At 68.5% G+C, this 21,827-nt stretch carries 17 protein-coding genes; 2 read left to right on the top strand and 15 right to left on the bottom strand.

Annotated elements, in window-relative coordinates:
- Positions 1 to 720: 720 nt before the first annotated feature.
- From LBC97_10125 to LBC97_10055, 15 genes are all read right to left on the bottom strand, one after another.
- Complete coding sequence (locus LBC97_10125; protein ID MDR2566389.1) at positions 721 to 2,778, bottom strand: biotin/lipoyl-binding protein; 2,058 nt, start codon at positions 2,776 to 2,778, stop codon at positions 721 to 723.
- Positions 2,775 to 3,872 carry a hypothetical protein gene (locus tag LBC97_10120; GenBank protein MDR2566388.1) on the bottom strand — a complete coding sequence of 366 codons (1,098 nt, stop codon included), beginning with the start codon at positions 3,870 to 3,872 and terminating at the stop codon, positions 2,775 to 2,777. The genes LBC97_10125 and LBC97_10120 overlap by 4 nt, the downstream gene beginning before the upstream one ends.
- A 52-nt stretch (positions 3,873 to 3,924) precedes the next feature.
- Positions 3,925 to 5,157 (bottom strand): ABC transporter permease, encoded by a 1,233-nt coding sequence (locus LBC97_10115; GenBank protein ID MDR2566387.1) that lies wholly within the window; start codon positions 5,155 to 5,157, stop codon positions 3,925 to 3,927.
- The gene (locus LBC97_10110) at positions 5,154 to 5,867 is read right to left on the bottom strand and encodes an ABC transporter ATP-binding protein (GenBank protein MDR2566386.1); all 714 of its coding nucleotides are present in this window, start codon (positions 5,865 to 5,867) and stop codon (positions 5,154 to 5,156) included. Before LBC97_10110 ends, LBC97_10115 begins: the two co-directional genes overlap by 4 nt.
- A complete protein-coding gene (locus LBC97_10105) occupies positions 5,860 to 7,107 on the bottom strand; it encodes a biotin/lipoyl-binding protein (protein ID MDR2566385.1) in 1,248 nt (415 codons plus the stop codon). The genes LBC97_10110 and LBC97_10105 overlap by 8 nt, the downstream gene beginning before the upstream one ends.
- Before the next feature lie 397 nt (positions 7,108 to 7,504).
- Complete coding sequence (locus LBC97_10100; protein MDR2566384.1) at positions 7,505 to 8,602, bottom strand: sugar kinase; 1,098 nt, start codon at positions 8,600 to 8,602, stop codon at positions 7,505 to 7,507.
- Entirely contained in the window at positions 8,599 to 9,237 is a 639-nt protein-coding gene (gene eda, locus LBC97_10095) for a bifunctional 4-hydroxy-2-oxoglutarate aldolase/2-dehydro-3-deoxy-phosphogluconate aldolase (GenBank protein MDR2566383.1), read from the bottom strand. The genes LBC97_10100 and eda overlap by 4 nt, the downstream gene beginning before the upstream one ends.
- A 283-nt stretch (positions 9,238 to 9,520) precedes the next feature.
- Positions 9,521 to 10,351, bottom strand: a complete 831-nt coding sequence (gene kduI / locus LBC97_10090; GenBank protein MDR2566382.1) for a 5-dehydro-4-deoxy-D-glucuronate isomerase — start codon at positions 10,349 to 10,351, stop codon at positions 9,521 to 9,523.
- Between the two features lie 111 nt (positions 10,352 to 10,462).
- On the bottom strand, positions 10,463 to 11,227 hold the full coding sequence (kduD, locus tag LBC97_10085; GenBank protein ID MDR2566381.1) for a 2-dehydro-3-deoxy-D-gluconate 5-dehydrogenase KduD: 765 nt from the start codon (positions 11,225 to 11,227) through the stop codon (positions 10,463 to 10,465).
- A complete protein-coding gene (locus LBC97_10080) occupies positions 11,224 to 12,453 on the bottom strand; it encodes a glycoside hydrolase family 88 protein (protein ID MDR2566380.1) in 1,230 nt (409 codons plus the stop codon). The genes kduD and LBC97_10080 overlap by 4 nt, the downstream gene beginning before the upstream one ends.
- Position 12,454: 1 nt before the next feature.
- Positions 12,455 to 13,195, bottom strand: a complete 741-nt coding sequence (locus LBC97_10075; GenBank protein ID MDR2566379.1) for a hypothetical protein — start codon at positions 13,193 to 13,195, stop codon at positions 12,455 to 12,457.
- 3 nt (positions 13,196 to 13,198) lie between these two features.
- On the bottom strand, positions 13,199 to 14,056 hold the full coding sequence (locus LBC97_10070) for a carbohydrate ABC transporter permease (protein MDR2566378.1): 858 nt from the start codon (positions 14,054 to 14,056) through the stop codon (positions 13,199 to 13,201).
- Positions 14,053 to 14,901 carry a sugar ABC transporter permease gene (locus tag LBC97_10065; protein MDR2566377.1) on the bottom strand — a complete coding sequence of 283 codons (849 nt, stop codon included), beginning with the start codon at positions 14,899 to 14,901 and terminating at the stop codon, positions 14,053 to 14,055. The genes LBC97_10070 and LBC97_10065 overlap by 4 nt, the downstream gene beginning before the upstream one ends.
- 201 nt (positions 14,902 to 15,102) lie before the next feature.
- Positions 15,103 to 16,431, bottom strand: coding sequence for an extracellular solute-binding protein (locus LBC97_10060; protein MDR2566376.1), 1,329 nt, complete (start codon positions 16,429 to 16,431; stop codon positions 15,103 to 15,105).
- On the bottom strand, positions 16,428 to 18,479 hold the full coding sequence (locus LBC97_10055; protein MDR2566375.1) for a DUF2264 domain-containing protein: 2,052 nt from the start codon (positions 18,477 to 18,479) through the stop codon (positions 16,428 to 16,430). Before LBC97_10055 ends, LBC97_10060 begins: the two co-directional genes overlap by 4 nt.
- A 192-nt stretch (positions 18,480 to 18,671) precedes the next feature.
- Here LBC97_10055 and LBC97_10050 point away from each other — a divergent pair, with 192 nt between their 5' ends.
- Positions 18,672 to 20,591 (top strand): heparinase II/III-family protein, encoded by a 1,920-nt coding sequence (locus LBC97_10050; GenBank protein ID MDR2566374.1) that lies wholly within the window; start codon positions 18,672 to 18,674, stop codon positions 20,589 to 20,591.
- A gap of 52 nt (positions 20,592 to 20,643) precedes the next feature.
- Positions 20,644 to 21,768, top strand: a complete 1,125-nt coding sequence (locus LBC97_10045; GenBank protein ID MDR2566373.1) for a substrate-binding domain-containing protein — start codon at positions 20,644 to 20,646, stop codon at positions 21,766 to 21,768.
- Positions 21,769 to 21,827 lie beyond the last annotated feature (59 nt).

Below are 21,827 nucleotides of genomic sequence, written 5' to 3'. Positions count from 1 at the left end.
CGGCCTGCGGCCCGCGGCCCGCTTGCGGGGACCCCGCCGGACGGGTCAAGCCCCGGCCCAGGCGCCCGTCCCCGGCTGAGGCCGCTGGGCCGTAGGGTGTTTTCCGGTGAAAGCCGCGGCGTGCTATCTTGGCCGCTCCTAACCGGTGCGAGCACCTTGCAGGGGGAAGCGATGAAGCTGAGTTGCCTCTTCGGGCATAGCTGGGACAACTGCCAGTGCCTTCGATGTGGGCGCTGCCGCGAGTATTGGGAAGGCTCGCACCAGTATGAAGGCACCTGCAAGTGTGTTCGCTGCGGCACGGTCGACCCGCAGGCCGCGCACGCCTGGGAACCGGCCGCGTCGGGAAAGGCTTGCCAAGTCGTGTGCTCCCGGTGCGGGCGCGAGGGCGAGGACCACCTTTGGGAGACGAGCACCTGGATTGAGACCGTCGCCATCGACGACGTCTGGATGGGCGGCCACTCCACGTCGGGCCAAGAGTCAATCGAACATTGCGCTGACGACTGCGTCCGGTGCGGGAAGAGGCAATGGCAGCCCGACCGCTTCTTGGGCCTTGGCTGACGGGCCTTGTCGGCGCGCCACCGCCAAGACAGAACATCCCGCCAGCGCCCGCGGCGTGGCGGCGAACCGGCCGGAGAAACCGGTCGGGGATCAGGCGCCGGGTGACCAGGCGGTCGACAGGCTCACGGTCCCGCTAGCGTCCCGAACCGGGGGATAGCGGCGTCAGCCGCCGCGTCCGCGCATCATTGGGCCGCCGCCGGCCCCGCCGGGCGGGACCACGGTGACCGTCAGGCCGCCGCCGGTCGTCATCCCGTTTCCGACCAACGATGATCCGCCGGAAGTCGAAGATGTCTCCTCGATCACGTCCTTGGACAGGTCCGCCAGCACTACCACGTCGCCCAGCGCCACCCCGTCCACGATTTCCGTCAACTCCGCCCCCAGCGCGCCCACCGTCACGGGCGCCTCTGTCAGTTCCGAGCCCCGCAGCACTTGCACCGACGCCTGGCTGGCGGAGATGTGCACCGCCGAAGTCGGCACCGTCACCACATTGTCGCTGCTGGCGACCGTGATCAAGACCGTCACGCTGGCGCCCCCGAAGAGCCTGGCGTCGGCCTGGTCGACCGACAGGGCCACCGCGAAGGCCGGGACAGAGGTATTGGACAGGTTGGTGATTCCGATCGAGGTGATCTGCCCGGTCAACTCCTGGTCGGTCGAACCGGCGGTGAAGACCGCCGGGTTGCCGATGGCCAACTCTTTGACTGTGCTCAGCCCCAGGGTCAAATTGACGGTGAAGCCTTGGCCGGCGTCGACCACCGCCACGACCTGGCCGGCGCTGACCGAGTCGCCCGCGACCGCGTTCACCGCCAGCACCGTGCCGCCGATGGCCGCCGTCAGAGTCCCGGCTTGCCGCTCGGACCGCGCTATGACCAGTTTCGCCTCCAGCAACTTGATCTGGGCTTGGTCGCTCAAGATCTGCTCGGCGGTGACGACTTGGCCGCCCGATGCCGTCCCGCCGGGCGCGGAACCCTGGCCGCCCGATGCCGTCCCGCCGGGCGCCGAACCCTGGCCGCCGCTTGGGCTTTGGCCTTGCGCAGGGCCGCCGGTCACGTCTCCGCCGGTTCCGCCTCCGCCAGTCTCCCCTCCGCCGGTCTCGCCTCCGCCGGTTCCGTCTCCGCCAGTCTCGCCGGGGCCGGGCTGGGCCGGGTCGGGTTCTGTCGTCTCGGGATCCGTCGGCGTCGGTTCCGGCGAACCCCCGTCCGATCCGAGGCTCTCATCCACTGCCGCCGCCAGTTTGTCGACGGCCGCGTTCAAGGCGGCCGCCTTCTCGATCAGCGCCGCCTGGGCGGCGCCGAGGTCGGTTTGCGCGTTCTGGGCGGCGGCGATGGCAGTCTGGCAGTCCACCAGCGACTGCTGGATGGCCGCCAGCGCGGCCGCGCCGTCATCGGCCGCCTGGTCGTCCGAAGAGTCGCCGGCGACAGGGAAAACGGCCGCCAGGAAGGCGGCACAAGCCGAATCGGACGCCTCCAGGCCCACCGAAGCGGCTTCGAGCAGGCCCTGGACCACCTCGTAGGCGGCCAGCAAGTCGTCTTGGGCGGCCTTGACCGCCGCCACCGCCGCGTCCACCTCTGCCGGGGCGTTGTCAGTTGGACCAGTCGGCTCGCCGGCCCCGGCCGGCCGGGCACCGCCGCTGACAGTGCCGCCGTCTTGGCCCAAAGCCGTGTAGACCGCGTTGGACACCACCAGGCCGTCGCCGGCCCGCAAGTCGGCGGTGACGGCGCCAGCGGCGGCGCCCTCGCTGGCCACCGCCTCTAGACCAGTCGTCTGGGTCGAAGACGATCCGGTGCCGGAAGCCTGGTCCTCCAGATCTGTCGCCAGTTGGTCCTCTGCGTCTGCCAACGCCTCTTCGGCCTGCTGGACAGACTCGTTGAGGTCTGTCATGTCCAATGAGGCCAGGGTTTGGCCGGCGCTGACCGTGTCGCCCACCTTGACGGCCACGGCCTCGATCGTCCCGGCGACGGGAAACGCCGCCTGGTCTTGAGAATCGATCTCGACCGTTCCGACACCGCTGGCCTGTTGGACCACCGAGCCGGGCTCGGCGACGGCTGTGCGGTAGGCGGGGCCTCCGGCCCGGTTCAGGGCGAAGGCCGTCCCGCCGCCGGCCCCGAGCGCCACGACGCAGGCCGCGGCGGCGATTATGAAGCGGCGGCGGCGCCGCCGCGCATTGCGGCTGGCCGGGTCGGCGGCCCGGCCAGCGACCAGGGTGGACGGCCTCTCGGTCATGTCGTGCCTCCTCCACCTGTGGCGGCGCCGTCAGCGCCGGTCGTTCCACCGGACCGATCCCGGGCCGGGCCGCCTGACCTGGACCCGGCTCCGTCCGGGGCGCCCGCGCCCTCCGACCCGCCAAATTGGAAGGCCCCACGGCCGCCGGCGGCGGAGGCGCAGCCTTGTTCGCCCGGCGTGGAGACCAGCAGTGATTCGGCGTCCACCCGGCCCGAGTCGTCGACCTCCCCCCGCGCCATAACGCACTTGCCGACCTCCAACGAACTGGCGTCTGCGGTACGGGTGACGGTGATCTCCGCGTCGGTGATCGTGAAAGAGCGGCTGACCGGCTCGGACTGGTCTTCGGCCGGAGGCGATTGAGCCTCTGCCTGACCGCCCCCGAAAGCCAACTGGCCGGACTGCTCGACCGTCACCGCATCGCCATCGACGGCCGTCACCAGGCCCACAGCGATGTTCGCCGTCATCGCGGCACCCGGCGCTCGGCCTCCGCCTTCGCCCTGGTCGCCAGACCAGCTGGGATCAGCCGGACCCATGCCGGATGGCCGGTCAGTCGGCATTTCCCCCTCAGGCATCCCCTCGGGCATTTCTCCCTCCGACCACCCGCCCGGGCCGCCCTGGGCGCGGCCGGCGCCGACCGAGGCGCAGGTTCCGTCGGCCTGGGCCGGGGACACGGCGACGGTGGCGGCCGCGAAGGTCCCTTGATCGTCGCCCTGGTCGGCGGGATCGTCGCCCGCCTGGGGATCAGTCGCCTGGCCCATCGCGGTCACGCAGGAGCCGACCACCACGTCCGCCGCCGAACCGGCCACCTGCTCGGTGATGACCGTGTCGGCCGAATAGGACACTGCGGTCTGCTTTTCCGAGTCCTGGACCTGGAGCAAGTCGTCTGTGACGGCGGCGATCGTTCCGGACACGCCGGGGTTGGCCTCGGTCGCGCCGCCACCCTCCTGGGCCGGTCTGCCCGTCTCGGCGGGTCCGCCGGTCGAGGCCTCGGCGCCGCCGGACGGTTGGGCCTCACCGCCGCAGCCGGTCAGTGCCAGGGCGGCCGCGGCCAAGGCGGCCATCCGGCCGACTCGAATTGTCAGTGGCAGTTTCATCGGTGACTCCATATCTTGATCTGTCTGGGAAAGTTGACCGCCGGCGTGGTCCTCATTCGGCCCGCAAAGCGTCGACCGGCGCCAGCTTGGCGGCGCGGGTGGCCGGGTAAACGCCGAAGACCAGGCCGATTCCGACCGCCACCGCCACCGCCCCGAACACCGCCGGCCAGGAGATGACGATTGACGAACCCAACGCGCTCGGCAGGGTCAGCGCGCCGGTGATGCCCAACCCCGCCCCCAAGACGCCGCCCACCAGCCCGAGGACCGTGGCTTCGACCAGGAACTGGCGGCGGATCGCCGAAGGCTTGGCGCCCAAGGCTTTGCGCAACCCGATCTCGCGGGTCCGCTCGGTCACCGAGACCAGCATGATGTTCATCACCCCAATCCCGCCGACCAGCAAGGCGATCGCCGCGATGCCCACCAACAAGACGGTCAAAGTGCGGTAAACGGCGGTGGCCGTGGAGACCAGCGCGTCTTGCGATGAGATGGAGAAGTCCGCCGATGCCGAATCGGTGATCCCGTGCAGGTTCAACAGCAGTGTCTCAGCCTCCTGGTAGGCGGCCGAGAGAGTGTCCGCGGTGGCGGCCTGGACGTAGAGCGTCTGGACCGCCGTCGTTGTGGTCGAGGTCGAGATCTGCGCGGAATAGGTCTTCATCGGGACCACCGCCAGGTCGTCAAGGTTGGTCTCGTCGGACGAGCCCTGTTCCGCCAGCACGCCGACCACCTCGTAGGTGGACGAATCGATGGTCACCGAGCGGCCGGTCGCCCAAGTGGTGCCGAACAGTTCCTGGGCGGTCTCGGCGCCCAACACTATGACGCTGGCCCCGGCGGCGGCGTCGGCCTCGGAGAAGAACTCGCCCTGGAGGAGCGAGCGTGAGCGGACGGACGGCCAGGACGCGGTGGTGCCGGTGACGGTGGTCGTCCAGTTGGTGTCGCCGTTTTCCAGCGACACAGAGGTCGAGGCTTCCGGCGCAACCCCGGCGATGTCCGGCGCGGCCGTGGCGGACTGCAGGGCGGCGGCATCGTCCATCGTCAGGCTGCTGGAGGACCCGAAACCGCCGCGGACGCCCTCCAAACTGGTCGACGACCCGGGCCGTATGATCAGCAGGTTCGAGCCGAGCGAGGAAATCGACTCGGAAACGTCCTTCTGGGTGCCCAAACCCAGCCCCACGGTCAAGATCACGGCCGCTATGCCGATCAGGATGCCCAGAATCGTCAGCATCGAACGCATGGCGTGCGAGCGGATGGCGGCCAGACCGGTCCGAATCGTCTCGCCCCAACTCATGGCCCATCAACCCCTGCCGGCGAAGGTTCGCCGCGTTCCATGATCATGCCGTCGCGCACCTCGATTGACCGGTCGGTGCGCCGGGCCACGTCCCAATCATGGGTGATTAGCACAACTGTCCGCCCGTCTCGATGCACCTGGTCGAAGACGTCGAGGATTTCCCGCGCCGAAGCCGAGTCGAGATTGCCAGTCGGCTCGTCCGCCAGCAGCAGCGTCGGCTGGCTGACCAGCGCGCGGGCGATGGCGACCCGCTGTTGCTGGCCGCCTGAGAGCTGGCCCGGCCGGTTGTCGATCTTGTCGCCCAGGCCGACTCTCTCCAGCGCCGCCACGGCCCGGCGTTTGCGCTCGGCCGGGCCCACCCCGGCGTAGGACAGGGGCAGTTCGACATTGCGCCAGGCCGACATCGCGGGCAGCAGATTGAACTGCTGGAAGACGAAGCCGATGCGGCGGCCGCGGACCTCCGCCAGGTCGGCCTCGTCCATCTGGCCCACGTCCTCGCCTGCGATCTGGTAACGGCCCTCGGTGGCCACGTCGAGGCAGCCGAGAATGTTCATCAGGGTCGATTTGCCTGATCCGGACGGGCCGACCACGGCCACATATTCGCCCTCGTCTATGCTCAGGGTGACCCCCCTGAGGGCCTCGAACTCGATGTCCCCGCTGGTGTAGACCTTGCGAACGCCCTCCAGGCGAATGACCACCGTGTCAGCCATTGGGGAACCCCCCGCCGCCCATGCCGCCTCCGCCGCCCATGCCGCCTGGCTGCCGCATCTGTCCGCCGTCCGGCATCTGGAACTGCCCCCCGCCGGGCATTTGGTCGAAAGACCACTCGCCGCCGGTCCCGCCAGGCCCGATCTGGAACTCTTGGCCGTCGCCGTCGCCGGATTCCGACCCCCCGCTCGAAACCGTCACCATGATCTGCACCTGGTCGCCCTCGTCCAGACCTTGCGTGATCTCCACCAACGAGCCGGAGGTTTCGCCCAGGGTGACCTCGGTCCGGGTGGCGACCGAGTCGACCAGTTTGTCCACGTAGGAGACGCCATCCTCGGTCTGGATGGCGCTGAGCGGCACCGTCAGCACATCGGTGCGCCGTTCGTAGATCAGCGCCACGGTCGCGCTCAACCCGTCCAACAGGCCCTCCGGGTTGCCGGTGATTTGGACGACCACCGGGAAGGCGGCGCTGCCGCCGGATGTCGAAGCGACCCGCCCGAGCGAGGCGATGACACCGAAGATGTTCTCGGAAATCCCGTTCACCGTGATCTCGGCCTGGCCGCCGATCTCCAACAGCGCCAGGTCGGAGTCCGAGACGGTCAGGTCGATCGACCAAGACTCGGTCCCCACAATGGTGAAGGCCGCGCCGGTCGAGCCAGAGGCCGTCTGACCGGCGCCCGCCATGGCCCCGCCGGCGCCGCTTGATGTTCCCGATCCGGTCGCCGACCCGACGAAGTCGCCGACTGCCACGGCCACAGAGGTGACCTGCCCGGCGGCCGGCGCGACCAGGACCGCGTCGGCCATGTTGGATTCGGCCGTCGCGAGGTTCGATTCGGCGACGTCGACCTGCGCTTCGGCGGCTGCGATCTTGGCGTCCGATGCCGTGGAGCCGTCGTCGGCCGCCTCCGCCTGGGACAGCGAAGCCTCGGCCTGGGCCAAGGCGGCTTCGGCTTCGAGGCGGGCGGCCTCCAGCCGCAAGGTGTCGATCGTGGCGAGCGTCTGCCCCTCTTCGACCATGTCGCCTTCGGCCACCTCGACGCTCAGAACCGTTCCGCTGGCCTCGAAGGAGACCGTCTCGTTGACCGCCTGGGTGATGGTCCCGGTGGCGGAGACGGACTTGTCAAGGGTTTGCAGGCTGGCTGTGGCCGTCTGGGTGATGACTTGGTCGGCCTCCGCCTCGGGGCTGCCCCAGACCACCCAGTAGGTTGCGACACCCGCCGCCAAGGCGCCGACCCCGGCCACCAACCAAGGCCAGCGCCTTCTCCGCCGCCGGCGGTCCGGCGGCCGGCCGTCGCCTTGTGCTGGAGGCTCGGCGGCAGCGTCCGGGCCGGTTCCGTCTGGGCCCGGGCGAGTCCTGGTCGCGGCCCGTCGCCTGATTCTTGCGAGCATCTGGATGAGTCCTTCCGATCAGTTGACCGAGAAGGAGTCTGGCAGGCTAGTCTGGGGGAATCCTTGCAATTAGCTGAGGGTTTCCTGGACGCCAGTCGATCCGGCCACGACCGTCAGACGCCCCTACTGTTCCCGCCTTGAGTTCGCGCTGTAAGCCCGGCGCGATGGGGTGTGGCGAGGACGGGCAGGCCGAAGGCCTTGTTGGAGTTGGCGGACGACGAGCGCGACCAAGTGGGCAGGCGGACGGAGCTCACCGGTCGATGCGGGCGCTGCCGCCTCCCGCCAGCTTGAGGACCTCGCTCTTGGTGGCCATGGACGTGTCGCCGGGGGTCGTCATGGCCAGAGCCCCATGAGCGGCGCCGTAGTTCACCGCCGCGGCCAGGCCGGCGTCCGTCAGCAGGCCGTAAATCAACCCGGAGGCGAAGGAGTCGCCGCCGCCCACCCGGTCCAGGATGAACAGGCCCTCGCGGGTCGCGGCCTGGCACAGGCCCTCTTCCGGGGACCAGGCCAGCGCTCCCCAATCGTTGACGGAGGCGGACCGGACGGTCCGCAAAGTGGTCGCGATCACCCGCAGGTTCGGGTACGCCTGGGCGACTTCGCTGATCATGGCCGCATAAGACTCGGTGGGCAATTGCGTGAGGTTGGCGTCCACCCCGGCCACCTCGAAGCCGAGCGCCGCCGTGAAGTCCTCCTCGTTGCCCAGCATCACGTCCACGTAGGGCGCGATTTCCCGGTTGACCGCGCGGGCGCGGGCCTGGCCGCCGTTCCCACGCCACAGGCTGGGACGGTAATTCAGGTCGTATGAGACGGTCGCGCCGTGCTCCTTGGCGGCCTTGACGGCCGCGAGGGCGGTCCGGGAGGACTGTTCGGACAGGCCGCAATAGATGCCGCCGGTGTGGAACCAGCGCGTCCCAAGGCGGCCGAACAGCGTGTCCCAGTCGACGGCATCGGGCGTCATTTGGGAAATCGCGGTGTGGCCCCGGTCGGACACCCCCACCGCGCCGCGAACCCCGAAGCCGCGTTCGGTGAAGTTGAGCCCGTTGCGCGACTCGCGTCCAATCCCGTCGAAGGCGACCCACTTGACGAAGTCGGCGTCCACGCCCCCCGCCCGTATCCGGGCCTCGATCAAGCGTCCCACGGGGTTGTCCACCAGGGCTGTGACCACAGCCGCCCGCAACCCGAAGACGCTGGCCAGACCTCGCGCCACGTTGTATTCTCCGCCGCCTTCGGCGACCGTGAAGCTGGTGGCGGTGTGAACCCGCCCCTCGCCGGGGTCGAGGCGCAACATGACCTCGCCCAGGGCCACAATGTCGTACCGGCGGTCATTCGGTTCGGCGGACGCGGTCATTGGGTGCCCCCCGCCGCCCCGACGATCTGATCTGCCAACGCGACCGCCTGGCGGACCAGGGTCTGGATCCCGTCGAAGTCCCCGGCCGCGATGGCGCTCCGGGGCACCATCCAGGAGCCGCCGACCTGGCTGACGGACGGCAGCGAGAGGTATTCGGCCAGGTTGTCGGCGTTGACGCCGCCGGTCGGGATGAAGCGAGCCTGCCGGAACGGCGCCGCCAAGGCTTTGATGGCGCCGGGTCCGCCGGCGGTGGCGGCCGGGAAGAACTTGATCAGGTCCAGGCCCCATTCCAGGAGTTGCTGGACCTCGGCCGCCGTGGTGGCGCCGGGGATGAGCCACGCGTGAAGCTCGGCGGCCCGCTGCAGCAACGCTGGCGTGAACCCCGGCGACACGGCGAAGCGTGCGCCCGCCGCCAGCGCCCCCTCCAATTGGGCGGCGCCCAGCACGGTGCCGGCCCCGACCAGGATGTCCTCGCGGTGGGCCAGCGCCCGGATGGCCTCCAAACTGGCAGGCGTGCGCAAGGTGATCTCCGCGACCGGCAGGCCCCCGGCCACCAGCGCGTCAGCGAGCGGGTTGGCGTCCTGGGCGTTGTCGATCACCACCACGGGGACTAGCTGCGATCCGAATTGCCGCATGCTCACCCTCCATTTCGTTTGAGTTGGGCGGGACGGGGGCGGGCGTCGGCCGGAGCCCCGCCTTTCCCCGCCGCGCGTGCAGACTGTGCCGCGTGTGGCGCCGGTGCCGCCGGTCGCCTCAGGCAGGCGGCGTTGTCCGCGTATTGGAAGGCCAAGGCCCGCCGGGTTTGCCAGGGGCCTTGGGCCGCGCGGGCGGGCTCGTTTGCGCGGCGCGCGGGGGAGGGGGCGCCGGGGCCGTCGCCTTGGGCAGCCCCCCGCGCGGACAGGCGCGCGGTCTTGGACACTACTCGAGTCCGGCCGCCGGGGCCGGGTCCATGTCGTCAAAGGTTTTGTTTTCGCCCGCCATGGCCCAGACGAAGGAATACGATGCCGTGCCGACACCCGAGTGGATGGACCAGCTTGGCGAGATGACCGCTTCCCGGTTGGCGACTATCAGGTGGCGGGTCTGCTTCGGCTCGCCCAGCAGATGGACCACGCGAGCTTCCTCCGGCAGGTCGAAATAGAGGTAGCACTCGGTGCGCCGGTCGTGGGTGTGGGCGGGCATGGTGTTCCACATGGAGCCGGGCCTGAGCGTTGTCACGCCCATCACCACCTGGCATGAGGGCACGCCGTCCAGATGGATGTACTGGTTGAGGAGGCGCTCGTTGGAGGTGAGCGGGTCGCCGAGCTCGCGGACTGTGCCCTGCCCCGGCGCCACCGCCGCAGTCGGGTAAGACGTGTGCGCCGGCGCGGAGAACACGTAGAAGCGGGCCGGGTCGGCGGGCTGCGCGCTGGCGAACGACGGGTCGGGGGCGTCTTTGCCAATGTACAGGCAGCCGCCGTGCGGCAGTTCGTGGACTTCGCCGCCAACGGTGACAATTCCGTCTCCGCCCACGTTGACGAACCCGGCCTCGCGGTTCGCGAAGAAGCTGGGCGCCCGCAGTTCGTCCGGCGCGGTCAAGCTAAGCGGCGCGTTGACCGGGGTGATCCCGCCCAGCACTATGCGGTCGTGGTGCGTGTAGACAAGCTTGACCTGGTCGGGGGCGAACAGGTCGGAGATCAGATACTGCCGACGGAGCTCCGCCGTGTCGAAATGGCGGATCTGGTCCGGATTGGTCGCATACCGTTGTTCCATCAGTTGGTTCCTTTCTTGGGTGGGCGGCACCGGGGTCCGCCGGTCTGTTCGGGGCGCCGGGGCAGCCGTGGCCTGCCTGCGGCGGCGGTCGGGGCGGCTGCGGCCCCGGCGTTAACGGACAAGCCAGCCGCCGTCCACTGGCACCACGGCCCCGTTGAGGTAGTCGCTGGCCGGCGCGGAGAGGAACACGGCTATCGCGGCCAGGTCCGCCGGCGTGCCCCACCGGCCGGCCGGGATACGGCTCAGGATGGATTCGCTGCGAACTGGGTCGGCGCGCAGAGCGGTCGTGTTGTCGGTCGCCATGTAGCCGGGGGCGATCGCGTTGACGTTGACTCCGCTGGCGGCCCATTCGTTGGCGAAGGCCTTGGTCAGGCCGGCCACGGCGTGCTTGGTCGCCGTGTAGGAGGGCACCAGGATGCCGCCTTGGAAGCTGAGCATGGAGGCTATGAAGATGATCTTCCCGCTGCCCTGTGCGACCATGGCCCGCCCGGCGGCCTGCGCCAAGAAGAAGGCCGCGTCGAGGTTGATCGCCATGACCCGCCGCCAGGCCTCGGCGGCGTGGTCCGTGGCGGGCTCGCGGTGGATTATTCCGGCGTTGTTGACCAAAATGTCAAGCCGGCCCAGGGCGGGTGCCACCGAGTCGACCAGGGCCGCCAGGTCCTGGGGGGAGGCTGTTGTCAGGTCCAGCGGCAGGTGGAGGGTGCGGCGGCCCAGGGCTTCGATTTGGCTGATGGTCGAATCCGCCTCGCCTGGAGAGGAGACGGCGATGTCCGCCCCGGCCTCGGCCAGGCCGAGCGCTATGCCTTGCCCCAGGCCTTGGTTGGCGCCGGTCACCAGGGCCACGCGGCCCTCCAACGAGAACTGGTCCAAAATCATGCTTGAATCTCCAATCCAGTGAGCCAATAGGGTGTCCAGGTGGGACGGGCCAGGCGCGTGAGCGCCTCCACGTAGAAGTAGTCGCCCCAGAGGTTGGCCTCGTCAATGCCGGTCCGGGAGGGAATGTCGTAGACGCCGTGGAGCAGCTGCGCGTTTGGGCGGGTCGCGGCGTCCGGCACATAGCCGTCAACCAGCGCGGCGACTGCGGCCAGGGCGGCCTCGCGGTAGCGCTGCCGATCCTCGGCTGTGCTGGCCAGGTCGGCCAGTTCGAGCAGGCCGCAGCTCGCGATGGCGGCGGCCGAGGAGTCGCGGGGTTGTCCGCAGCTGTCGTCTTGGAACACCAAGTCCCAGTAGGGAATCCGATCGGCGGGAAGGTGTTCCAGGTAGTGGTCGGCGCACCGCTGCGCCGCGTCCAGGAAGGTCGGGTCGCCGGTCCAGCGGAAACTGAGCGCGAAGCCGTACACGGCCCAGGCCTGGCCGCGGGCCCAACAGGACGAATCCGAATACCCTTGCGCGGTCGCCCCGGACAAGGGGGCCCCGGTCCCGGTGTGCCACGCGAAGGTGTGGAAGGTGGAGTTGTCGGCGCGGACCAGGTGGTCCCGCAGTTGGCGGATGTGCCTGACCGCCGCGTCGGAGTACTGCCCGTCACGGGTCTCGCGACTGGCCCAATAAAGGAGGGGCATGTTCATGGCGGAGTCGATGATGGCCCGCCCGTGCTGGTTCGCGTCGTCCAAAGCTCCCCAGGCTTGGAAGATGCCGGCCGGTTCGACAAAACGTTCCATCAGCGCCTGCGCCGCGCCGAGGGCGGCCGCGAATCCCTGCGGCGACCGGGCGACCCGCCAGGCGGCCACGCATGAGGGCATGTAGAGGAAACCCAAATCGTGTGTGTCCAGGCCTGACCGGCTGTCCAGGCGCCGCGTGAAGCTTTCCACGTCCTGGGCACCCGCCTCCGCGAAAGCCGGATCGGGGGAGAGTTCGTTGGCGAGCCAGATCAGGCCGGTGCGGAATCCGGTGGTCCATCCGGTGTTGGCGCCGGGTTCGGCTCCGTCCTCACGGTTGCGGTAGCGGCCGTCCACACTGCAGTCTCCCGGGAACCTGGGGCCGAATTCCTCGATCCCCCGGCGCACAGTCGCGACCGCTTGGCTCGTCGCGGCCGCCAGCGGGTCCGGGACGGGGGGACGGGCCAGGTCGGCCTGACAGGTGTCGGTCGTGGCGGGTGTGGTCATCTCATAGCTCCTCGGCGGGTCGGGTCGCGCTCGCAACGCGGATCAGGGTGGACCTTGGGTGTCCGCTGGCGGCGGGCGGCCGGGCGTTCAACGAGCCGCGCAAAGGCCCCAGGCTGTGGCCGGAATTGGCCCAAACGAGATAAAGGATTGGTCCCAGCGCCACAGCCAAGGCCAAGACGGCGTTCCGCGTCAGGAACCAGCCCCACAGCGCCCAGGCGCACAGTGTGACCAGGCTCCACCCCATCCCCCGGACCGAGCAAAAGAGACTGGCCTTGGCTAGGTGGCGGAGCTTGACGGCCGGGAATTCGCGGGCCGCGCCCACGCAGGTGAAGAACGTCACCAGGCCGACGGCGCCGGTCGTCGCCAGGGCGGGCAGCGCCAACGCGAAGCTCTTCGACCCGGCCAAGGCGACGGCGTCCGTCACAAGAACTGTGCCCAGCAAGGTCGCGGCGACTCCAAGCGTCCCGCCCGGGCGCAGTCCGGCCCGCCAGGCGCGGGCGTAGACGGAGACCACCTTCAGGCCGCCCTCAAGGTGGTCGTCAAAGCACGCGAAGGCCGCGTAGGCGGCCGGCCCGAACAGCGGGGCGGTTATCACCAGCGCCGGCCAGGTCAAAGCCAAGTCGGTCCCAAGGGCCACCATCCAGACGGGCACGGTCGCGGCGGTCGTGAGCACGCTGACGCCCAACATGAGGTAGACCACCGAGGTGAGCTTGACGAATGCGTCGCCGAAGGCTCTTTTCACAAGTCAGCCTTTCAGCCCCGAGGTGGCTATGCCCTCAACGAAGTAGCGTTGGCCGGCCATGAAGATGAGGGCGATGGGCAGCACCGACAGCACCGACCCCGTGAACATCAGGCCGTACATCGATGAGCCCTGCGGGTCCGCCTGAAACACTTTCAAGCCGACCTGGATGGTGAAGTGGGCGGGCGTGCGCAGGTAAAGGCGCGGGCCCAGGAAGTCGTTCCAGGTTGTGACGAACATGAGCAGCGACAGCGAGGCGATCGCGGGCACCGACAAGGGCAGCATGATGCGCCGGTAGATGCCGTATTCGCTGAGTCCGTCAAGGCGCGCCGATTCGGACAGCTCTTCCGGGATGGACTCGTAGAACTGCTTCATCAGGAACACGCCAAAGGCGCCGAAGGCCTGCAGCAGGATGATTGACCACAACGTGTCGACCAGGCCGATTTTGGCCATCATCTTGTACTGCGGGATCATGTAGGCCTGCCACGGGATGGCGATGGTCGCGATGTACCCGAGGAAGAGGAAGTCGCGTCCCGGGAAACGGATCCGGGAGAATCCGTATGCGGCGAAGGAGCCGGTGAAGACCTGCAAAGCCGTGACCACAACGGACAGGATCATGGTGTTCTTCAACCAGTCGGACATGCCGGACTTGGTCCAGATGTCCACGTAGTTGCTCCACTTGAAGGTCTCAGGTATCCACCGGATCGGCACGGTGAACACCTGGTTGTCCGCTTTGAGGGAGGAGGAGATCATCCAGAAGAATGGCAGCAGCAAGAAGGCCGCCGCCACGGCCAAACAGACGTAGAGGACAACTTTGCCGATTTTCGCCTTCAGCTTGCGCTTGGCCTTTGGCGTGGTGCTCATCGTTCCGCCCTCCGGTTGATCCAGAATTGGAAGAGCGTGAGGATCAGGCAGATCACGAACAGGACTACGGCGATCGCGGAGGCGTAGCCGAAGTCCCCTTCGACAAAGGCCTGCTGCCAAATCAATTGGGAAATGACCAGGGTGGAGCGGCCGGGGCCGCCCTCCGTCATGACGAACACCAAGTCGAACACTTTCATCGATTGGATGGTGAGCATGACGGTGACAAAGAAAGTCGTGGGCCGAAGGCACGGGAGGGTCACATGCAAGAAGCGCGACCAGGCGCCGGCCCCGTCCAACTTGGCCGCCTCATACAGTTCGCCCGGGATGGTCTGCAGGCCGGCCAAGAACAGCAGCATGAAATACCCCATCTCACGCCATGTGCCCACAATGATGACGGCGGGCATCGCCCAGGTGGAGGAGACCGTCCAGCCGGGCGGGTTGTCCACGCCGAAGAGGCGGAGGAGTTGGTTGATGGGGCCGTAATCGGGGCTGAACATGAGGTTCCACACCATGGCGATCGCGACAATCGAGGTGATGTACGGGAAGAAGGCCGCTGTGCGGAAGAAGGCTGCGCCGCGGATCTTGGCGTTGAGCAAGACGGCCAGGCCCAGGGACGCCGCCAGCGTCAGCGGCATGTGCAAAAGCGTGTAGTAGAACGTGTTCCAAAGCGCCGTGTTGAATCGCGGGTCGCGGGTGAAGAGCTTGACGAAGTTGTCAAACCCTATCCACTGCGGGTCTCCCAGGGCTCCCCATTTTGTCAGCGCCACATAGAACAGCACCACAATGGGGACAAGGGTCAAGATGGCGAAACCGATGAAGTTGGGTGCTATGAAACTCCAGCCCATCAGGGTGTTGTGCCAACGCAATGCTGATCGGCGAGCACGTTTGTTTCTGACGCTTGTCGGCGCCGAACTGCTCGGCTCGGTTGTGGTCGACATGGCTTCTTTCGGATCTGAGGGGCCGCCAACGGCGGCTTAGTGGGGGAAACTACGCTGCCGGGTCCCGGCGCAGATGCGACCGGGACCCGGCAGCGTAGCGGTTGGTTGTCAGCCGAGTTCGGCCTTGATGGTCTCCGTGGCCTGCGTGATGGCCGCGTCGATCCCAGTGGAGCCGGACATGATGGCGGTGTGGGCCTCGCCCAGCGCCGTCTGGATGGTGGCGATGGTCGGGGACTGCGGGTTCTCCGGCCGGGTGTCATGCGTCGACATGGCGAACTTGGACAGGTCGTCGGTCGGGATGCCAGCCTGGGCGAAGTAAGCGGTGGTCACGGCATCGGAGGAGACCGAGGACACAATCCCGATCTCGGCCAAGGCCACGCCGGCGGCTTCGGAGGCGACGAAGGACAGGAACGCCTTGGCGGCGTCAACCTTGGCCTCGTCAATGCCCGCGTTGATGCCCATGCCGGTCGGATCGCCGAACGTCACGGGCACCTTGTCGGTGCCGGTGGTCGAGGAGTCGTACTGCGGAATGGGGGCGATCCCCCACGCGAAGGTGTCGGCCTCGCCGGACGCCTGCTGGCTGATCAGGGTCGCCACGTACCACGAACCCATGGCCATCATGGCGGCCTGCTGCTTGCCGAACTGCGACTGGTAGGTCAGTTTGTTGGTTTGGATGTTGCCGTAGGTCTCCTGGGCGCCCACGCTCTGGAGGTCGAGCACCCGCTCGTAATACGGCTTGAGATAGGAGTAGTCCTTGCCACCGGCCAGGTCGGCGCCAGGCGTCTGGGCCTGGGCGAACCCTTGGAGGGTGGACTGCCACGAGTGCTCATAGGCGCCCTTGGGGCCGACCAGCTTGCTGGCGATCTCCTTGGCCTTGGCGGCGTAGTCGTCCCACGTCCACGAGCCGTCCGGGACCGCGACGCCCGCCTGGGTGAACAGGTCGATGTTGTAGTAGAGGACCCAAGAGTCTTGGCGATAGGGCGCCGCGTAGTTGACGCCGTCAATCGTGTAGGAACCCGCGCCGGAAACGTTCGATGGCAGCGATGAGACAACGTCGCTGACGTCCATCAACTGGCCGCCGTCGACCCACTGGCTGAGCGCTTTGGCTTCCTTGATGGTGATGATGTCTGGCGCGGCTCCGGCCGACATGTCGGCCAGCATGAGGGTGCCGTAGTCGTTAGCGTCGTATTCCTTGATTTCCACTGTTACGTTGGGGTTGGCCGCGTGGAACGCGTCGGCCAGCACCTGGAATTCCGGGGTTGTCTCCAAAGACCAACCCGACACCGTCAGGGTCACCGGCTCGGCCGCCACCGGACTTTCGCCCGCCTTTGGGCTGGTGCTGGAACCGCCGGTGGTGGGTTTGTCTTCGCCGCAGCCCGCCAGCGCCAAAGCGCCGGCCGTCAGGGCCGCCATTAGGGCAATAGTTGTTTTCTTCATGAGTTGCGATTGATCCTTTCGTATGGGTAATCGGTTGCAACGCCCGGCGGACCTGCTACGACGCACGCCTTGCCGGGCGAATCGCACGTCGTGTCCAAAGGGGTCGTGGTGACCGTGCCGTCCGGCCAGGTCACCGTCACCGCGTCGTCGACCATGAGGTTGGCCGCGCCGCCCACCTCCAGTCCGCGCGTCAGCCCGATCAGGGCCCAGCGCCAAAGTCCGGGTGTGGCGGGGAAGTCCAGATAGGGCACCCGGCTCGGCTCGCCGAGCGGGCTGGCGTTGGCCTCCACGGCCACGGCCGGGTTCGCGCCCGGCTGTTGGCCGGTTGGCGCCAGTTCCGCCACCCATGACGTCAGGCCGCCGCCAGTCGCGTTGGCCGATGCCGTGCCGCCGGCCAGCAGTTCGGTCCCGCCGGTTCCTTCCCCGGCCACAGCCCAGCCGCCAACGCGGATCGCGACGGCCTGCGGATGGGGCTGGTCGACCTTGGGCGCCTCCCAGCGCACTCCCCGGACCTCCCAAGCCGAGCGGACCAGGCTGACCACGGTGATGCTGCCGGCGTCTTCGGCTTCGCCCTCGAATCCGGACCCGTGGCGTTGCTGGGTGGGGTCCGGAACGAGCCAGTGGGCCGTCCCGGAGGAGACTGCCAGCCCGACGGCCGGGTCGCCGCCTGTGGAGAGCGCCAGGACTTCCATGCCGGCGCGGTGGCTGGCGCGGCCGTCGGCGTCGATCAGGCAGGCGGCCTGGTCCAGCGGACGGACCCAGGCCGACTCGTTCAGGAGGGGAGCCGTGGCGGTCGAGTAACCCAGCCTGGCGTAGAGGGGGGAATCGCCCACCTGGTCGGCGGGCCGCGCGTGGTCGGTGCCGTGATTGGCGACCTGGGCAATGCCGTCCGCGGCGCGCGCGTGGACCAGCCAGCCGGGGGCGGCGATCGCTCTGGTGAAGTCGCCCCGCTCCACGGGCAGGGGCTCTTCGACGGCCGTCCAAACGGGGTGAGCGGGTTCCAGCGCCAGCCCCAAGAACGCCTTGGCTGCCCAGTAGGGCGAGCCGGGGCCCGAATAGGACTGGGCCAGGGGCCGCCACGGATGGTGCCAGCCGAGAGACAGGAGGCCGTGTTCGTCCGGCACCCCGCGCGCGGCGAAGTGGCTGACCATCCCGGACGCCGCGCGTCTGAGCAGGCCGGGCGGCGTCGAGGGGACTTCGGCGAGCGCTCCGACCCAGAAAGGCGCCGCTGGGGCAAAACGGTAGATCAGGCTGCGTCCCTGGATCAGGGGGCCGCCGTCGGCGCCAACAAGGTGTGCGGCGTCCAGGAGGTAGCGGTCGAGCATGGCGCGGTCGCGGCGGCGCCGTTCGTCTGTCGCCAGCTCGGCCCCGCCCCGCATACGCTGCCAAAGCTCCGGATACAGGTGCAGCGCCCAGCCGACGTAGTGGTCGAAGTCTCTGCCGGAGCCGTCGGCCAGCCAGCCGTCCTGGCGCACAAACGAGTCGTGGAGGGCGAGGTCCTCTTCGATGTCCTCGGCTGACCACGGGCCCCCAACCGACCGCAGGAAGGTTTCGACCACGATCCGGAACCACAGCCAGTTGTTGCGCGGATAGGTCGTGTCCCCGACCACCTGGGAGAGGTAGTCGATCAGTTGCCCGCGGGTGCGGTCTGGGAGGTTCGCCCAGATCTGCTCGCGGGTCAGGTCGAGGATCAGTGCCAGGGACGCCGCTTCGACTTTGGCTTGGGGGTGTTCGACGGGAGTGATCCAGCGTTCGGCGCCTGCGGGGTCGCAGCCGGCGGCGAGCCCGGCCGAATACCATTCGGCCAGGCCCAGCGGGTCGGTTTGGTCGCCCGCCAGCCGGAAGCCGGCCAACAGGAACGTGCGGGCGAATCCCTCGAGCCCGTCCACGGCTCTGCCGTAGCCGCCTTCGGCTCCGGGTGGAACGATTTGCGCGTGGGCGGGGGAGGCCCACTTCCGGGAGGCGGTCAACAGGCGGTCGGCAAGGGCGGTCCAATGGGGCCGGGACCACCCGGTCAGAGGCGACAGCTCCGCGTCTGGTTCTGGCAACCACGTAGGCCAGTCAGTTAGACGGTGCTCCACCTTGAGCCTTTCATGTCGGGCCGCGTGCCGGCGACCGAGTGTGAACTGTTGGGCGTCGAAAGCGAGCATAACGATACATACGCGATCAGTTCAAGGCCTGTCGACGGAGATTTCTGATCGTTGTCGAATTGTTATGTGTGGTTCATGTACGCTTACGCCATGGTGAAGCAGGAACCCGGCCCGCTGCTGGAACTGTGGCCGAGCCTTGCTTCCGACCTCGAAGAATGGCTCGTTCCGCCAGTGGACTCGCTGCCCGCCCTCAGCCTGGACCGAACCGCCCTGGCCGCCCTCAAGGCCCAGGCCGAACCCCGCAAAGGACTGCCTTGGCCATCCTTGCCGGCCTCCGCTTGGGCCAGATTCCTCAGGGACGGCGACAGGGAGGACTACCAATCCAGGCTGTTCGCCAGGACCACCCGTCTCAGCCAGTCCGTTCTCATGGCGGCGGCCACCGAGGACCAGCAATGGCTTGACGACACTGCGGACGGAGTAGTGGCCGTGTGCGAGCAGTCTTCTTGGTGCTGGCCCGCGCATGACGACTCATGGAGCCGGTCCGGCCACGTCCTGCCGGACCCGGAGCGGCCGTTCCTGGATCTGGGCGCCAGCGAGGTCGCCTCCCAGTTGGCGTGGATCGATCATTTGGCGGGCGCGGCCCTTGAGCGGCGTCTTCCCGGATTGCGCGCGCGTCTGCGCCAAGAGGTGTCCAAGCGGGTGTTCGAGCCGTTCGAGGGCCGGACGGACTGGCATTGGCTGGGCATAGGCGAGCCGATCCACAACTGGGCGCCGTGGATCGCGGGAAACCTGCTCGTGGCCGCGTTGCGCCTGGAGGAAGACCCGGTTCGTCGCCGCCTCCTCCTTGAAAGCCTCATTGCCGTGCTCGACCGCTACGCGGCCGCCCTGCCTCCGGACGGCGCGTGCGAGGAGGGGCAGGGTTATTGGTGGAACGGTCCCTGCCGGTTGCTGGAGGCGCTGGCGGCGTTGCGCCACGCGACGAACGGGAGGCTAGACGCCCTGGGCATTGCGCGCTTCCGGCGGACGGTTGCCTTTCCCCACTCGAGTCACCTTGGCGGCCCGTGGTTTGTCAACCACGCAGACGCGTCGGCCCGTCCCGGCCGGGAACAGCCTTGGCATTCGCTCTGGCGGCTGGGCGGCCTGATGGGCGACCAGGCGGCCATGGACCACGCGCTGGACCTGCGTCGGCACGGCACCCCGGACGGAGTCGGATGGCCGGCCCCGCCAGCCGATTCCTTGGGCCGGGCGGTCTTCGCCATGGCGGACGGGACTTGGTGGGAGCTGCGGTCTGGCCGCTCGCCGCTGCCGCAGGCGGTGTGGCACCCTTCCGTGGAGGTCATGGTCGCACGGGAACACGCGGGCAAGACTGACGGGTTGGCGGTGGCCGCCAAAGGCGGGCACAACGGCGAACCGCACAACCACAATGACGTGGGCTCCGTCATTGTGGCCCTGGACGGCACGCCCGTCCTGGTGGACGCCGGCCGCCCGACCTACACCGCGCAAACGTTTGGGCCGGACCGCTATGCGATCTGGGCCATGCAGAGCGAGTGGCACAACGTCCCACGCATTGGCGGCCGGGGCCAAAGCGTGGGCCGGCGCCACGGGGCCAGGGGCGCACGGGCGACCTTCGACCGGCAAGGCGCCGTTTTTGAAGCCGAGCTGGCCGGGGCCTACCAGGTCCCGGGCCTGGCCGCCTGGCGCCGGCGGGTGCGGCTTGACTTGGCCGCGCAGGCCGTCGAGATCGCCGACGCGTGGCGCTGGGAGGCGGAGGCGGGCCAGCCCGTCGAACTGCGCTTCCTGATCGCCGGGCAGGTCGTTCGCGCTTCGCGCGGCCTTGCCCTGATTGAGACTTTGGCTGGGGGAACCATGGAGCTGACCTGGCCCAAAGCCTTCGAGTTCAAGCTGGCCGGGCGGGAACTGGATGACCCCAGCCATTGGCGGGTGTGGGGGGCCCGCCTGAGCCAATTGCGGTTGGATCCGGGCGCGGCCAGTGAAAGCAAGGTCGTTTGCTGCGGCTTCGACGAGACAAAACGATCACAACCGAACAACGTCCCGGTGGGGCGCGGGTAATGTTATGTCCCGAGTCGAGAGTTCAAGAGTGACGGGAGGAGGCGCAGGCGCGATGGCGCAGACTCGCCTTTTGCCGGACCTGCGCCGTGAGCGTCTTGCGGCGCTGTTGCGCGAGTTGGGCACGGCGCGGGTGGCCGAGTTGGCGGCCGCCACCGACGTAACGGCATTGACCATTCGTAGAGACCTGAAACTGATGGAGGAGCGGGGCCTGATTGAGCGGGTCCACGGGGGCGCCCGCTTGGTCGAGCCGTCGGCCCGGGCTGAGTTCCCGCCCGCCGCGGTCGCCGAGCCGCCGGACTCCGCCCTCGCTCCGCAATTGCGGGGCCAAATCGCCATGCTCGCGCCGGCCTTGGACTTCTATTGGCCAGACGTTTCCCGCGCCGCCGAGGCCGAGGCGCGCCGCTTCGGCCTCCGGCTGATGCTGCGGGGCGATTCCTATGAGAACGAGGATGAACGTCCCGCGCTGGCGCCGCTGTTCGCGAGCGAAAGCGTCTGCGGGGTGCTGGCCGTGCCCAACGTGGAGGGCGCCAACGCCGCCGAGGTCATCGACTGGATAGCAGGCCAATCGCTGCCCTGCGTGTTGATGGAACGCGAGGCGGCCGCCGGGGCGGACCGCGAGCCCGTCGAGTCGGTTGTTTCCGACCACGCGCACGGCGCCGAATTGGCGGTGCGCTACCTCTGGGGCCTTGGGCACCGCCGGATAGGGCTGATGGTCAGCCGCACCAGCCCCACCACACGGAAGGTCCGCCTCGGCTTTGAGCGCGTCAGCCAGGAGCTTGGCGCCGAACCCGCCCACAGCGTCTCTTGGCTGATCCCAAGCTCCCGGACCATCGGCTTCAACGCCGCCGTGGACTCGGTGATCGACCAAGTGCTGGAAAAGAAGGTGACGGGGCTGCTGGTCCACTCGGACCGCGAGGCCATGGCGTTGGTCCAGCACCTGGAGGCGCACAGTCTGCGCGTCCCGGACGACATTTCCGTGATCGCTTATGACGACGAGATCGCCGAGATGTTCACCCCCGCGTTAACCGCCGTTCGACCGGCTCGCGAGGCCCTGGGCAGGGCGGCGGTGGACCTGTTGGTCAGGCGGCTGCTTGATCCGGGACGCCCGGTCCACCGGATGACGATCTCGCCCGTGCTGCGAGTCAGAGAGTCTTCGGGGCCCCCTCCTTCCGATTAGGCGGCCCGAATGTCGGCCGATTAGATCATAAGTGATCACAAATGAGGTCTTGACAGGGC

Source organism: Bifidobacteriaceae bacterium (assembly GCA_031281585.1).
Taxonomy (GTDB): Bacteria; Actinomycetota; Actinomycetes; order Actinomycetales; family WQXJ01; genus JAIRTF01.
This window is presented reverse-complemented; position numbering and strand designations above follow the sequence as displayed.

Excerpts from the sequence above, each read along its gene's own strand:
- LBC97_10125 (MDR2566389.1), bottom strand. The coding sequence starts at position 2,778 with ATGACCGAGAGGCCGTCCACCCTGGTCGCTGGCCGGGCCGCCGACCCG.
- LBC97_10120 (MDR2566388.1), bottom strand. The coding sequence starts at position 3,872 with ATGAAACTGCCACTGACAATTCGAGTCGGCCGGATGGCCGCCTTGGCC.
- LBC97_10115 (MDR2566387.1), bottom strand. The coding sequence starts at position 5,157 with ATGAGTTGGGGCGAGACGATTCGGACCGGTCTGGCCGCCATCCGCTCG.
- LBC97_10110 (MDR2566386.1), bottom strand. The coding sequence starts at position 5,867 with ATGGCTGACACGGTGGTCATTCGCCTGGAGGGCGTTCGCAAGGTCTAC.
- LBC97_10100 (MDR2566384.1), bottom strand. The coding sequence starts at position 8,602 with ATGACCGCGTCCGCCGAACCGAATGACCGCCGGTACGACATTGTGGCC.
- eda (MDR2566383.1), bottom strand. The coding sequence starts at position 9,237 with ATGCGGCAATTCGGATCGCAGCTAGTCCCCGTGGTGGTGATCGACAAC.
- kduI (MDR2566382.1), bottom strand. The coding sequence starts at position 10,351 with ATGGAACAACGGTATGCGACCAATCCGGACCAGATCCGCCATTTCGAC.
- kduD (MDR2566381.1), bottom strand. The coding sequence starts at position 11,227 with ATGATTTTGGACCAGTTCTCGTTGGAGGGCCGCGTGGCCCTGGTGACC.
- LBC97_10080 (MDR2566380.1), bottom strand. The coding sequence starts at position 12,453 with ATGACCACACCCGCCACGACCGACACCTGTCAGGCCGACCTGGCCCGT.
- LBC97_10070 (MDR2566378.1), bottom strand. The coding sequence starts at position 14,056 with ATGAGCACCACGCCAAAGGCCAAGCGCAAGCTGAAGGCGAAAATCGGC.
- LBC97_10065 (MDR2566377.1), bottom strand. The coding sequence starts at position 14,901 with ATGGGCTGGAGTTTCATAGCACCCAACTTCATCGGTTTCGCCATCTTG.
- LBC97_10060 (MDR2566376.1), bottom strand. The coding sequence starts at position 16,431 with ATGAAGAAAACAACTATTGCCCTAATGGCGGCCCTGACGGCCGGCGCT.
- LBC97_10050 (MDR2566374.1), top strand. The coding sequence starts at position 18,672 with ATGGTGAAGCAGGAACCCGGCCCGCTGCTGGAACTGTGGCCGAGCCTT.
- LBC97_10045 (MDR2566373.1), top strand. The coding sequence starts at position 20,644 with ATGGCGCAGACTCGCCTTTTGCCGGACCTGCGCCGTGAGCGTCTTGCG.